A 13264-nucleotide genomic window follows, 5' to 3' on the forward strand; every position below is an offset into this window, starting at 1 on the left:
ATTCAGGCTGATATCCAAGCCAATATGAATGATATCCAGTCAGCTGTTTATTCTGCATCTTTGGCTGAAAAGAACATTCTTGGTAACGATGGCCAGTCAGTCCGTATTGCCGGTTCCTATCGTCGTGAAGGTTCGGCTGTTTATGTCGATATGATCGACGTTGGCGGTGCTGATCTTAACTTTGCAACCAAGGGCGCTGATGGCACATTTGATTTAACCAAAGGCGTCTTGAAAGACGTTTTTGGTAAAGCAGCAACTGCACCGGATTTTGCGGATTTGGACGATAAACTTCAAAAAGCTCAGGCTGATCTTGCAGCAAAAGGTGATACTGCCACTCAAGATGACAAGGACAAAGTAACAAAGGCTCAAAAGGACATTACTGAAGCTGCTGCGACAATGACAGTTCAGGATTTTGTTGATACCGATTTCAGTAAAGTTTCCTCGTCGACAATGGAACAGGTCTTAAAGGCTGTTCAGGGCAAAGTCACGACTGCAACGTCTAATGTTGTTACGGCTGGTGCAACACTTGGTGCTGCGAAAGCTCAGGTTACAGGCCAGATCGACTATGTCAGCAAGTTGATGGATGCCGTTGATAAAGGTGTCGGTTCACTGGTTGATGCCGATATGAATGCAGAATCTGCTCGCCTTGCTTCTTTGCAGGTTCAACAGCAATTGGGCATTCAGGCTTTGTCGATTGCTAACCAGAACAGCCAGAACATCTTGTCGCTGTTCCGTCAATAATAGCAATAGTGCTCTTCCGGTTGCAAATGCAACCGGAGTTGCTTTATCAATTAAAAAGGCCGCGTAAAACGCGGCCTTTTTCTTTATCTCTATTCTTTGCCTATTCGAAATGTTTTTTGTTCCATGTGTGTTTCAAGCATTTATCTTCATAGGCTTATTCAGGCTCCACCAGATTTTCTGGCAGATTATTCCTTGTGCCGGATTTTTCACGCAAATGGTGAAAAGTTGAAGGGATTGCCCGAAAAATCGCGCAACACTTATTGTGCAACCCTGATTTCGGTAATCATCGCATCAACATCTTTGAAGCTGAAAGGCATTGGAACAGTTTTTTCCAAAGGCTTCGGGTAGCGTTCGTTTGTTTTCGGGTCGACGTAGTGGGTCAATTTCATAGCTACGGAACAACGCATAAAATCACCGCTTGGACCAATTGTCCGAGGGTCGGTCAAAGTAATTTTTGCCTTTTGGCCGTCGTAATAGCCATCAACTCCAGCTTGGTAGTTCATCCCGATAACGAGCTTGTCATGAAGAGCATCCAGCACCTCTCGCGAGCTACAGGTTTTTTTCGACCCGCCACAGGCAACAAGCGGCAAACACAAAATAGCTGTGAAAAATAAACGGTACATCGATTATCCTTTTAATTTATCCCAATTGGCACCCCCGCAATAAAACAACATGAAAACATGTTGCGCCGCAGCTCACCCCGATTGTCGAGTGGTTGATTTTCCAACAGAGGCTAGGCGGTTTTGGGTACCACGTCCATTCGAGAGTGACAATAGTTTCCATTGCCTATTAACCATAAGGTGAAGAGCACCAGATGTCGCACCATGCCCAACCGGTTGTTCACCTTCGCGCAAGCTTCGGCAACTATGGTGCAAAGTAAAGTTAGGGATATGTCAGCTTTTAAAGCCTATATTTCTGACAAGAAACAACGGGTTTCTGCCCAATTAATACGGTAAAGATAGATGGATAGAATACTGGCTCTGTTTTCTTCGATTGGCTCGGCACTTGGCAAATTGGGCGCCAAACGCCTGATTGCTCTGGGTCTGGTCGGAGTTGCATTATTCGGAACGATTCTGTTTTCAAGCTTTTATCTCACCCGACCGACTTACGAGACGCTTTATGTCGGCCTTACCCGCGATGATGTCAATCGCATGGGCATGGCACTGGGTGAAGCAGGCATTGCTTTTGACGTTTCTTCCGATGGTACTTCTGTTCAAGTTCCCGTTGGACAGGCTGAAAAAGCACGTATGTTTCTTGCCGAAAAAGGCCTGCCGACATCAAACAATGCCGGCTATGAGCTTTTTGACAATATGGGGTCTCTGGGGCTTACTTCCTTTATGCAGGAAATTACACGTCAGCGCGCTCTGGAAGGTGAAATTGCCCGTACAATTCAGGCTGTGCAGGGGGTTAAAGCTGCACGTGTTCACATTGTTTTGCCGGATAAAGGCTCTTTCCGTCGTGCAAATCAGAAACCGTCTGCTTCCGTTGTCATCCGCACGGACGGCAATTTTGCCACCGAATCGGCACAATCCATTCGCCAGTTGGTAGCAGCCGCCATTCCATCTCTCGAAGCAAGTTCGGTTACAGTGCTTGATACAAGCGGCAAGTTGTTGGCTTCAGGAACAGATGCCATGAATGGCGCACCTGTCATGATGGCATCTCTTGAACGGCAGGTTGCTGCGCAGATTGATGAAAACATCCGCAAACAATTGGCTCCATATCTCGGCATGGATCATTTCCAGACCAGCGTTCAGGTTGCATTGGATACCGACCGCCGCCAGACAAATGAAACCATTTATAATCCGGATTCACAGGTTGCGCGTTCGGTTCGCACGGTCCGTGATCAGGGCGACGCCCAGAATAACCGTAATAACGGCGCTGTCGGTGTTGAACAAAACATTCCGCAAGAAGAAATTGCAGGCGGTGCGGGCGAAAACTCTTCTGATAAAAAGGACCGCCGTGAAGAAACGACTAATTACGAAATCAACTCGAAAACAATTTCCACAGTCAGCGACGGTTTCAATGTCAAGAAACTTGCTGTTGCCGTTGTTATCGACCGGTCACGCTTGAAACCCAGTGATAAGGAAGCACCGGCACCGGCCAACTATGTTGATGATCAGGTCAACCGCATCCGTCAAATGGTCGCAACAGCGTCCGGACTTGATCCCGACCGTGGTGATATTATCAACGTAACGGCTGTCGATTTTGTCTCTAACGACGATGAAAATATGCAGCCTGTCTCGACACCGATCTGGCAGTCTCTGTCAAAATATACGTCAGGTCTTGTAAATGGTGCAGCCCTTGTCATTGCAGTATTGCTCATCATGTTCTTAGGTGTACGTCCGCTGATGCGCGAAATGCATGGTAACCAGCTTGCACTGTCGGGAGCCAATGAAAGTGCCTTGGCAGGACCGGAGAACATGCCGGCTCTACCGAATGAGGCTAGCAAGAATGAAGGGTTTGATGGTAATATGATACCGGATGAGGATGGGCTACAAGATTTGCGTTCTCGTATGCGTGTTCCGCCGCAGAACCGCCTTGATCAGATGATTTCGATGGATGAAGACCGTTTTGCAAATGTCCTGCGCGAGTGGGTACAGGAAGACGACAACAAAGGAACGCCGGCACAAGCGGCTTGACAACAGCCGTAAACCCCGGGGTGAAAGATGATAAGCGCAATGGATAACAGCAACACAGAAATGGAAAACAAGAAAGCCGCTTCGCTTTCCCATTTTTTGAGCGATTTTGCGCCTCGTAAAATCCCCGATACCGAGGTTGAAGTGTTGCCGATGGATGCGGAAATTCCCGTTCACGACGAGGAGCCCGTTGTTGAAGCCGACGAAATGGTCGACTTCAACCATAAAGAAGATAAACCTGAAGACAGCTTTGACGAAGCTTCTCTCGTAATGGAGACGAAAGCCAATGCTGAAGAGCTGAGAAAACAGGCTGTTGATGAAGCTGTTGCTCAAACAAAAGCTGAAATGGAGGCAAAGTTTGCACAAGAAAAGCAAACTCTCATAGCCGAACATGAGAAAGCTTTGAGCGAGTTGAAGACAAAAACCATTGCGGAAGTCGCCGGAAATTTGGATGAAAGTCTGAAAGTAGGCTTTGACAAAATGCTCGAAGACATCAGCACCGATGTTGCAAAAATACTTGGCGCGTTTATTGGCGACAAAATGCACGACGATGCTTTAAACGATTTTGCAAAACGCATTGCCCAAGAAGCAGTTTCTGCCAAGCAACCGTTGGTTGTCGAAGGCAATGAAGAACTGTTGAAAGCTTTGGAACAGCGGCCGGATTTTGACAAAGACAAGTTTGTTTTGCGGCCAACCGATTCAGCCGACATAAGGCTGGAACTCGGCAACGAGGTCATCGCAACGCGACTTGAACCGATTATGAAAGAATTGAAGGGGCTGGTAGAATGAGTTCAGACGAGCCCGAAAAACCTCATGATGAAATAATCATCGTCCGTCGTGGAGGCCAGGATGAAGGTGAACATCACGGCGGCGCATGGGAAGTTGCTTATGCGGATTTTATGACGTCCATGATGGCCTTCTTCCTTGTTATGTGGCTCATCAATGCTGCAAACGAAGAAACCAAAGCCGCTGTTGCAAGCTATTTCAATCCTATCAAATTGGTTGACCGGCGTACCAATCCGAAAGGTATTCAGGAAAATGATGCTGTTGGTGACAACGACAAAAAGTCCGGTAATGAAGCTCATGGTGAACCGGGTTCGAAAGAAGGTGGCGATAAACAAAGTAGTGCCGAACAGCAAAAAATGATGAGCGAGCCTTACGAAGAGCTTGATAAAATTGCCCAAAAATCTGCTGTCGATCAAGAAAGTGAAAGCGGTGCAGGTGGCAATGCCGAAGGCGGTTCACAAAAAGGGGCAAGCGAAGGAACAGCGTATCGGGATCCTTTTTCACCCGATTACTGGACAAAAAATGCTTCCCACGAAATAGCCGAAACAGATGGCGGACCAAGCCAGAATTCCGGCGGGCGTGATGCCAAATTGCCAAGTCAGCCGGGGGTTGCAATTCCCGAACATGCAAGCGAGACGGCAACTCCTGGAAATGAGGGCAAGCCGGTGCAGGCTGCCGAACAGTCCGCTCAACAGCAAAATGCGACGGCTGGCGAAGAGAAAAAGGCTGAAAACGCTTTAAATAACGAAGCAGAGAAAGCAGGCGAGCAGACGCCGCAAAGTGAAAAAGAAAAACAAACAGGCGCGGCAGCCGGAACTTCGGCGCAAACAATCGAGCAACAGATCAGTGTGACCAAAGCAGAAACACCACAAGAAGCAGCAAAAGACAAATCTTTGCCAGCCGTAGTCCGCGAAATCTCGAGCGAGCTCAGCAAACTTATCAAAGATGCGAAAAGTACCCAACAACCGATGGTTCGGGTTGTATCGGTCAAAGATGGTGTGGCGATAGAGCTGATGGACCAGGCTCATTATGGCATGTTTTCTGTCGGTTCGGCCAAGCCGGATAAAAAAGTGGTTGATCTGTTAGCCGGTGTCGCAAAAATTCTGCAAAACAAAAAGGGTGATGTTGTCATTGCCGGTCACACCGATTCACGCCCCTATAAAAGTGCAACTTACGATAACTGGCAATTATCAAGCTCTCGCGCACAAATGGCTTATTACATGCTGGTTCGTGGGGGGCTTGACGAAAAACGGATTCTCCGCGTTGAAGGCTATGCCGATCATCAGTTAAAAAACAAAGCTGATCCTTATGCAGCCGAAAACCGCCGGATCGAAATCTTCATGCGGTTGCCACAGAGTGAAACGGAAGAAAAAAGCAGTAACGGCAATAAAGAAAATGCGGCTGATAAAGCCAAGGCTGGCGGCGAGACAAAAGTGGAGAAGAAACAATGATAAATCGTTTTTTCAAAATGATATGTTTTGCCGGTGTCGCTCTGCCACTTATCGTTTCAACACCGCTTGAAGCACAGATGACTGAATCCGCATTGGGGCCGGTTCAGCTTGTCCGCTCGCTGGAAAGCTTGCAGGATGATATTGCTAGCGGCCAGCCCGGTGCATTGCAGATGCAGCCACGCGTGCTTGCCGATATCGGCCAGAAGTTTTTGACGGAAGATCCATCGACTTGGGAAAATGCGCAAAATCTTTTTGCAGCACTCACTTATCTGTTCAATGGTGGAAATCCCAGTGTTGTTGAGACTATTCTCAAAAACGCACCGGATGGAATTATTCCTAAAAACTACATTGATGGTGCGCTGGCATATAGCCACCACAAAAAGGATAGGTTTTTAAGGGCTTTTGATAATTTGCCCGAAGATGACTCCGAAATTCCCGCAGCATTATTGCTTTCCATCACTTTGAGCACGGTAGCCGATTTGACGGAAGCCAGTCCGGAAAAAGCTTCAGCTCGTTTGAATTGGGTAAGGCTTGCAGCACCGGGCTCGCTTTTCGAGGAAGCGGCTATTCGCCGTCAGGTGAGAGTTGCTACCATGATGGGCGATGTCAAGCTTTTGCGTTTGCTTACAAGAAATTATGTAACACGTTTTTCCAAATCACCCTATGCAAACGAATTCTGGCGGGATTTTGCGACTTCACTGCCAATGATGGATAGCCGTTTCAATGATCAGGAATTAAGCGAATTTGTTGGTTATGCACCAAAACAGATACAGCTCGTCATCTATTTGAAAATCAGTCGGGCAGCATTGATTGAAGCGCGTATGCCGCGCGCCCACTTTGGTGCGGAAAAAGCTCTCGGTCTTACACAGGCTCTCAATGTAGATGACTCGTCGGCGCGTCTTTATTATGCGGCAAGTTCGGTGGGGTCAACGGCAGCGGAAGATGCTGGCGAGATGCTGAAGACAATTTCTGTCGACAATCTGCCAGAAAAAGACCGGCCGTTGCTAATGGCGGCCAAAGCGGTCGCCAAGGGGGTTGTTCTTGATACAAATATTTTGCCGAAACAACAGAATGAAGATGAAGACCCGGACGAGGAACAGCCTGCGTTGAAAGAAGCTGTCGGAGTGCCGCTTGATCAGGTCGGGAAAAAGACGACCGAACCGTTACCAATGCCGACAGAAAATGCTTCGGGCAAGGTTGATGTGAAAAAAACATCTAGTGAAATTGATCAATTCATGCAGCAGACACAAAAGAAAATCAGTGACGTAGACAAACTACTGGAGAAAAAATGATGGTAATTTCGGGGGATTTTACGAACATTATTGCAAGCAATACCCAACCAAAAGCCGAGAATAAAAGAGCGGCACAATCCAATCAATCTTCTGACACAAGTTTTGATGATATCTTGCATAAAGATCAGGGTGATAGATCTGCAACGTTGAAAGAAAGCGACAGGCAATCGGCAAAGGTTGCATCTGATAAATCCTATTCGGACAAAGCATACTCCGACAAAGCATATTCGGATAAATTCTATGCCGATAAAGTTGCAAATGATAAAGCTTCGGCCGACAAGATTGCTAATGATAAAGGTGCAACTGACAAAGCAACCAATGATAAGGTTCGTTTAAACGAAGTTACCAAACAAAACGCTTCACAAACGAAAGACAGCGTATCCGGTCAACCGCAAAAACAACAAGAAAATACGAAAACTTCTGTACACCATGATCAGGATAGCGCGGACGATCAATCGTCTTCGACTATTCACGATATTCTTAAACATCTTGATGAACAAAAAGCCGGTTCATCAATAGAAAAAGACACTGCCGGCTCTAATTCTAAAAGCGATGAAAAGTCCGATCGGTCCGGCTTGAACGGAACTGTTTCCAAAGATAAATTGCATTTGTCCAAGGATAAAAACGGCAAATCGGCCGACGGCGACGGTAGCCAATCCGAAAACACCGGAAATTCTTCAAACTTGGATGTTAACCAATTGGCGACTGTCAACCACCTAACTGTCAATCAAAACAATTATACGAAAGTTGCCCATTCGCTCGGCGGAGATAAATCCAAAGGTGATATGCAACAACCGGAAGCAATCGATGCGGCTGTAGCATCTTCTGACGGCGCTGTAGAACAAGCAGCAAAAAACGCAACAGATGCTCAGCTTGCAGCAGTACAGACAAATAGTAACGAAACCCAAGTTCAAGCTGGAACGGCGCGAATTTCTGGAGCAGAAAAAGACGCCAAAAAAGCATTTGGTAAAATTGCGAACGATGACAAAACAGTAAACGAGCCTGCTTCTAAAGCTGCCGGTGAAGACGATCGTGGACAATCGGGCCTTGCCCTTGAAGATGACACTACTCTTTCAGTTAGAAGCGAAGATGGTGACGCGAAAGTTGCAACTGGTCGAGCAGATCACACAGTATCCGGCCGCAAGCAAAATGGTGATAGACGTACACAAAACAATATCTTTCAGGCATCTAACAATTCTTCACAGCAGGCAAATTTTGATAATGCTGCCGAAAAAGCTCAGGCTGGCTCGACATTGAATATCGGTGACAGAGTAGCAACGTCCGAAACGAGAGGGGGCGATCAGACACAAGCCGGCCGCATTGTCGGCGTCGAGGTAACAGAAAATCGGCAAGTTGGTGATATGCGTCTTTTGCGTATCAAACTCAATCCGGAAAACCTTGGCATGGTCGAGGCGCGGCTGCGCAAAACAAGCGATGGACTGCATATCGAAATTCATGCCGAACGTCAGGAAACGGCCCGTCTCCTTGCTGCTGACCACCATGCCTTACATAAGGCACTGGAAAAGTCCGGTTTCAATGATGATGGACATTTGACGATTATGATTGTCGATAGAAGTTCACAAACAGTCCAACAGGGACAATCGAGCAATTCGGGCCAATCACCGTCCCAGCAAGATAATAGTGGCCAGAATTTTAACGGCCAGCGGCAATTTTCCGGACAACAGGGACAAGGTGGGCACAATGGATCAAGGCAAACGTTTACCGAATTTCCAATCACCGGTACGCCCATGCAGGAAGAAGGTGGACGTGAAGAAACTAGTGTTCGCGATCCTCGCCATCTGGTTGTCTAGTCTTACGTCTGTCACAACTGCTTTCGCAGGCAATGCTTGCGAGGGCGAGATGATCGAAGCATCGAAACGTTATGATATTCCATTGGGAATTCTCTATGCTGTAGGCCTTACTGAAACCGGTAACAAAGACTCACTTCAACCATATGCGCTTAATATTGATGGAAAAGCGTATTTTGCGCAAAACGAGTCGCAAGCATTGCGTATCTTTTATGAGGCGAAACGTCGCGGTGCAAAACTGATTGATGTCGGCTGTATGCAGATCAACCACTATTATCATGGGGAGCGATTTCCGTCGGTAGCAGCAATGTTCCAGCCCCATCTCAACGTCGACTATGCTGCGCGATTCCTTAAGGAATTGAGGCAGAGGGAAGGGAGTTGGACAATGGCAGTCGCCCGCTATCATGCAGGGCCGAATAATAACCCCGCACAAAAACGATATGTCTGTCAGGTCATGGCAAACATGATTGCTTCCGGCTTCGGAAAATGGACGCAAGCTTCGCGCCAGTTTTGTCGTGGAGAACTATAACTGATGTTTTAATAAGCATGGTTAAATTCTATAGTTAACGCGTTTAGGAATAGCTAACTGTTTGAAAATAAACGCATTTTATACGAAAAATAGTTTTTTAAAACGTCAAAATGTTAAAAAAATAGTCTAAATTCGGGAAAGTATGGCAGATTCTTGACGGGAAAAGTTAAAAACGACTTGTAATTTTCGTGGTGAAAGATATCTTAAAGAAAGGTCCTCATTAAGGATAAGTTCTTGAGTTTCAGAATTTGGTGAGGGCGTTTAATAGGAATAGGGACATGATAATAGTTGTAGACGAACGCAAGCTGGTAACGGATGGTTATTCTGCCTTGTTCGCACGGGAAGGCATCTCGGCAACAGGTTTATCATCTGCCGATTTTGATGACTGGGTAGAAACTGCACCAAAATCGGAAATGTCAGCAGTCGAAGCGATTCTTCTTGGTGATTGCAAGGATCGTATCGAATTACCGAAGAAAATTCGCGCTCATTGTGATGCTCCTGTATTGGCTGTCACGGAAAACAATTCACTTGAACAGACATTGGCTTTGTTCCAGGCCGGAATTGATGACGTGCTTCGTAAACCCATTCATGTCCGTGAAATTTTGGCTCGGGTAGCAGCAATCCGCCGCCGTATGGGTGGAGAGATCCGTAAATCCGATGCAGCAGTTGTTTTAGGACCGATCAGTGTATTTAACGATGGACGTGATCCCCAGATCAACGGTGTTGACTTTGTTCTACCTCGTCGTGAACGCCGTATTCTTGAATATCTGGTTGCCAATCATGGCCGGCGTGTTAACAAGACGCAGATTTTCAACGCCATATATGGTGTGTTTGATTCAGATGTGGAAGAAAACGTTGTTGAAAGCCACATCAGCAAACTTCGCAAGAAATTGAAAGCCAAGCTTGGAAGCGATGTTATCGATTCAAAACGTTTTCTTGGCTATAGCTTGAATATTGATTAATTTATCGTAACTCCATACGATTTCTTTAAGCCTGCGGTTCCGCAGGCTTTTTTTTGATCAATTCAAAAGTGAATTTTAAACAACCTTCATAAAGCTTTTTACCTTGAAATTCCGCTCACTCGTATCATTTTCTTGATTGTTCAATCCTTTATTCGGACTGGAGACAAATGAACCATTCTGTTTGTTCGATTTTTACTCTCGAGTTGTAAGGTTAAATTTGAAACCGGCCCGAGGTTTGAAACAGCATTTTGAAAATGAAACGCGGCGCCAATGAACAGTTAATTTTCTTTGAAACCGAAATAACGCCAGCTTCGCACAAGGATGCGCTTCTATGTTGCAACTATGGTTCTCAACTCAAGGAGATAACAATGGGTATTTACGGTATGATGCGTACCGGCGTTGCAGGAATGAACGCACAGGCAAACAGACTTACAGGCGTTGCAGATAACGTCGCTAACGTTAGTACGGCTGGTTATAAGCGGACGGATACCCAGTTTTCCGATCTGGTTATGCCATCAACGCGTAATGCTTATCAATCCGGTGGTGTCACAACAACGGTTCGCCATGATATTTCAATGCAGGGTGCAGGACGAGGAACAGGGAAGCCTGGCGATATCATGCTTGAAGGCAACGGTTTTTTCCGTGTTCAAGATGAATCTGGAACCGAATACCTAACCCGTGCCGGTTCTTTCCAGAGAAACGGCGAAGGCTATTTACAAAATGCTGCAGGATTTTATCTGCTGGATGAAACCGGAAAACGCGTCGTGATTAAAGGCGGCGCCGGTGAGCTGCTCCAAGGCCAAGTGACCACAAATATCAATTTAACAGCAAACCTTCAGTCAGATAAAACCGCTATCAAGAGAACCGGCGAAGATGCTGTCACTTTTGATGCAAAAAACGAGAAAACTTATCATCTTAAGAAATCTGCCACAGTTTATGATGATCAGGGCACCGCAGTGAGTGTCGACTTTTATTATACAAAGACCGACGATAACACTTGGGAAATGCACGCCTGCACGAATACAACAGACGCTGACGGTAATCCCGCAGTAGAAGAATTGTTGGATCCTCCGCAGACGTTAACATTCGGCAAAGACGGCAACATTACCTCCCCATTAACGCCGCTCACGATCAACGTTCCGAACGTCAACAAAACTTCTGGAGCCGTTACTACGTTCCCGGTTACCATCAACATGGCAGCCAAAGATAATAACGGTAAAACCAGTATGACACAGATTGGTGCCAACTTTACATTTGATGCGGAAGCTGACGGTTATGCACCAGGGACCTATAAAGGCTTTAGTTTTGGTACTAACGGCGAAATACAAGTTAGCTATAGTAACAGTCAGGTAAGAACGATCGGTACCGTTGGCCTTTCGACAGTGACTGCGCCGGATTCACTTATTCCGATTACAGGAACAGTGTTTCAGGCAGTACCGGAAGCCGGTGGTCAAACATTCGGACATCCGGGTGAAGGTACATTCGGCGTTCTAAGAAGTGGTATGTTGGAAGAGTCAAACGCCGATATCGGTGATGAATTGACAGACATGATCGAAGCGCAGCGCAATTATACTGCGAACTCGAAAGTGTTCCAGACGGGTTCGGAAGTAATGGACGTTATTGTCAATTTGAAACGTTAGGACTAACCTTACTTGAAACCGGCTAAACGGCCGATTACATGAAATAAAAGAAGGCTAAAATGACACTAGGTACAGCACTTTCTACAGCAAGAAATTCACTCAAAACATCGTCTGGTCAGATGAGTGTTGTATCACAAAATATTGGTGGTGCGCGGGACACAAATTATACCCATCGCACCACCCATGTCCAATCCGGCGCCAACGGAATGGTCAGTTCCAAGGTTATCCGTGATGATAATCCGGAACTTCTTACAAACTATTTGGTCAAATCCAGTCAATCGGCTGCTGCTTCAGCTATAAACAACGGTGCAAATCAACTTTCGAACATTTATAGTACGAACGATTTTGAAAATTCTCCGTCGCGTTTACTTGACGATTTCAAAAAAGCTTTGCAGTTTTATGCAAATAATCCGAGCCAAAGAACAGCAGGGGATGCTGCGATTGACAAGGCAAAAGATCTTGCCAATACGTTAAATGCCGGCTCCAAAGCAATTGAAAAAATACGCACTGACACAGATAGCGAGATCAAGGATTCTGTTGATCATATCAACGATCTGTTAAAACAATTTCAGCAAGTTGAAAAAGAAATCGTTAATGAAAAAGGGTCGGGGCGTGATGGCTATGCCTATATGGATCAACGCGATGCAATTCTTAAAGAATTGTCTCAGGAAATTGGTATAACAACAGTTACTCATCCTGACGGGACAATGTCGATCTACGGGATGGATGACAGTACACTTTATGACAAGGTTCCGCGTCAGGTTTCATTTTCTCCAAGCGGGCCATTGCCAGCTGGAAAAGCGGGTAGCCCTGTCCTTGTTGACGGTGTTCCGCTCTCGCATGATGCTTTCAATTCGCCTAACGGGTCGGGCAAACTCGGCGGTTTATTGAAAGTTCGCGATGAAACTGCTCCGCAATACCAGAAACAACTTGATGAAATAGCCAATGCGCTGACCGATATTTTTAAAGGTCCTCCCGCTCTATTCGAGGGAGGTGACGAAACTAACGTTACCGGTACGGCTGGTAGAATTAGCGTTAATCCGGAATTTGATAGCAATACCGTTGATGGTGGTCCGGAAAAGCTCGGTAAAGATATTCAAAAACTGATCGACAATTTGGATAAGCCCCGTAATTTCGGTAACGATACAGGGCTTGATAACACGCAAAGTATCACGTCTTACAGTAAGCAATCCCTTTCGTGGATAGAGGGTGTGCGCCAGTCTGCCACCTCCGACAATGAGTATAAGAGCACAATGTTCAGTCGTGCCGGAGAAGCTCTTTCCAATGAAACGGGGGTCAATACAGACGATGAAATGGCGCTCATGCTTCAACTGGAGCAAACCTATTCGGCAACTGCACGTATCATAACGACAGTAGGCAAAATGCTGGATGACCTGATGAGTGCGGTAAGGTAGGTGT

The 13264-nt window shown here is 46.2% G+C and carries 11 protein-coding genes; 10 read left to right on the forward strand and 1 reads right to left on the reverse strand.

Annotated features, from left to right (window positions below):
- A partial coding sequence (locus tag H3V14_RS05980; RefSeq protein WP_255520378.1) for a flagellin occupies window positions 1–741 on the forward strand: 741 nt, incomplete at its 5' end.
- 257 nt (window positions 742–998) lie between these two features.
- On the opposite strand, the gene H3V14_RS05985 is transcribed toward H3V14_RS05980, so the two are convergent.
- Window positions 999–1364: a hypothetical protein gene (locus H3V14_RS05985; protein ID WP_075870283.1), complete on the reverse strand. Its 366-nt coding sequence runs from the start codon at window positions 1362–1364 to the stop codon at window positions 999–1001.
- A gap of 339 nt (window positions 1365–1703) precedes the next feature.
- On the opposite strand from H3V14_RS05985, the gene fliF reads away from it, so the two are divergent.
- From fliF to flgK, 9 genes are all read left to right on the forward strand, one after another.
- Window positions 1704–3380 carry a flagellar basal-body MS-ring/collar protein FliF gene (gene fliF, locus H3V14_RS05990; protein WP_198213508.1) on the forward strand — a complete coding sequence of 559 codons (1677 nt, stop codon included), beginning with the start codon at window positions 1704–1706 and terminating at the stop codon, window positions 3378–3380.
- Between the two features lie 39 nt (window positions 3381–3419).
- The gene (locus tag H3V14_RS05995; RefSeq protein WP_198227317.1) at window positions 3420–4166 is read left to right on the forward strand and encodes a hypothetical protein; all 747 of its coding nucleotides are present in this window, start codon (window positions 3420–3422) and stop codon (window positions 4164–4166) included.
- Window positions 4163–5614, forward strand: coding sequence for a MotB family protein (locus tag H3V14_RS06000; RefSeq protein WP_198227319.1), 1452 nt, complete (start codon window positions 4163–4165; stop codon window positions 5612–5614). The genes H3V14_RS05995 and H3V14_RS06000 overlap by 4 nt, the downstream gene beginning before the upstream one ends.
- A complete protein-coding gene (locus H3V14_RS06005) occupies window positions 5611–6906 on the forward strand; it encodes a chemotaxis protein (protein WP_198227321.1) in 1296 nt (431 codons plus the stop codon). The genes H3V14_RS06000 and H3V14_RS06005 overlap by 4 nt, the downstream gene beginning before the upstream one ends.
- Window positions 6903–8717: a flagellar hook-length control protein FliK gene (locus H3V14_RS06010; protein WP_198227323.1), complete on the forward strand. Its 1815-nt coding sequence runs from the start codon at window positions 6903–6905 to the stop codon at window positions 8715–8717. Before H3V14_RS06005 ends, H3V14_RS06010 begins: the two co-directional genes overlap by 4 nt.
- The gene (locus H3V14_RS06015; RefSeq protein ID WP_369522679.1) at window positions 8674–9243 is read left to right on the forward strand and encodes a transglycosylase SLT domain-containing protein; all 570 of its coding nucleotides are present in this window, start codon (window positions 8674–8676) and stop codon (window positions 9241–9243) included. Before H3V14_RS06010 ends, H3V14_RS06015 begins: the two co-directional genes overlap by 44 nt.
- A gap of 278 nt (window positions 9244–9521) precedes the next feature.
- Complete coding sequence (locus tag H3V14_RS06020) at window positions 9522–10205, forward strand: response regulator transcription factor (protein WP_075870277.1); 684 nt, start codon at window positions 9522–9524, stop codon at window positions 10203–10205.
- Between the two features lie 368 nt (window positions 10206–10573).
- Window positions 10574–11845, forward strand: a complete 1272-nt coding sequence (locus H3V14_RS06025; RefSeq protein WP_198227328.1) for a flagellar hook protein FlgE — start codon at window positions 10574–10576, stop codon at window positions 11843–11845.
- 59 nt (window positions 11846–11904) lie between these two features.
- Window positions 11905–13260: a flagellar hook-associated protein FlgK gene (gene flgK, locus H3V14_RS06030; protein ID WP_198227330.1), complete on the forward strand. Its 1356-nt coding sequence runs from the start codon at window positions 11905–11907 to the stop codon at window positions 13258–13260.
- Window positions 13261–13264 lie beyond the last annotated feature (4 nt).

The organism is Bartonella sp. W8151 (assembly GCF_016100385.1).
Classification (GTDB): Bacteria; Pseudomonadota; Alphaproteobacteria; order Rhizobiales; family Rhizobiaceae; genus Bartonella; species Bartonella apis.

What these genes read in the sequence shown, in the direction of transcription:
- H3V14_RS05995 (WP_198227317.1), top strand. Translation starts at nt 3,420, where the DNA reads ATGGATAACAGCAACACAGAAATGGAAAACAAGAAAGCCGCTTCGCTT.
- H3V14_RS06000 (WP_198227319.1), top strand. Translation starts at nt 4,163, where the DNA reads ATGAGTTCAGACGAGCCCGAAAAACCTCATGATGAAATAATCATCGTC.
- H3V14_RS06020 (WP_075870277.1), top strand. Translation starts at nt 9,522, where the DNA reads ATGATAATAGTTGTAGACGAACGCAAGCTGGTAACGGATGGTTATTCT.
- flgK (WP_198227330.1), top strand. Translation starts at nt 11,905, where the DNA reads ATGACACTAGGTACAGCACTTTCTACAGCAAGAAATTCACTCAAAACA.
- H3V14_RS06005 (WP_198227321.1), top strand. Translation starts at nt 5,611, where the DNA reads ATGATAAATCGTTTTTTCAAAATGATATGTTTTGCCGGTGTCGCTCTG.
- H3V14_RS06025 (WP_198227328.1), top strand. Translation starts at nt 10,574, where the DNA reads ATGGGTATTTACGGTATGATGCGTACCGGCGTTGCAGGAATGAACGCA.
- fliF (WP_198213508.1), top strand. Translation starts at nt 1,704, where the DNA reads ATGGATAGAATACTGGCTCTGTTTTCTTCGATTGGCTCGGCACTTGGC.
- H3V14_RS05985 (WP_075870283.1), bottom strand. Translation starts at nt 1,364, where the DNA reads ATGTACCGTTTATTTTTCACAGCTATTTTGTGTTTGCCGCTTGTTGCC.
- H3V14_RS06010 (WP_198227323.1), top strand. Translation starts at nt 6,903, where the DNA reads ATGATGGTAATTTCGGGGGATTTTACGAACATTATTGCAAGCAATACC.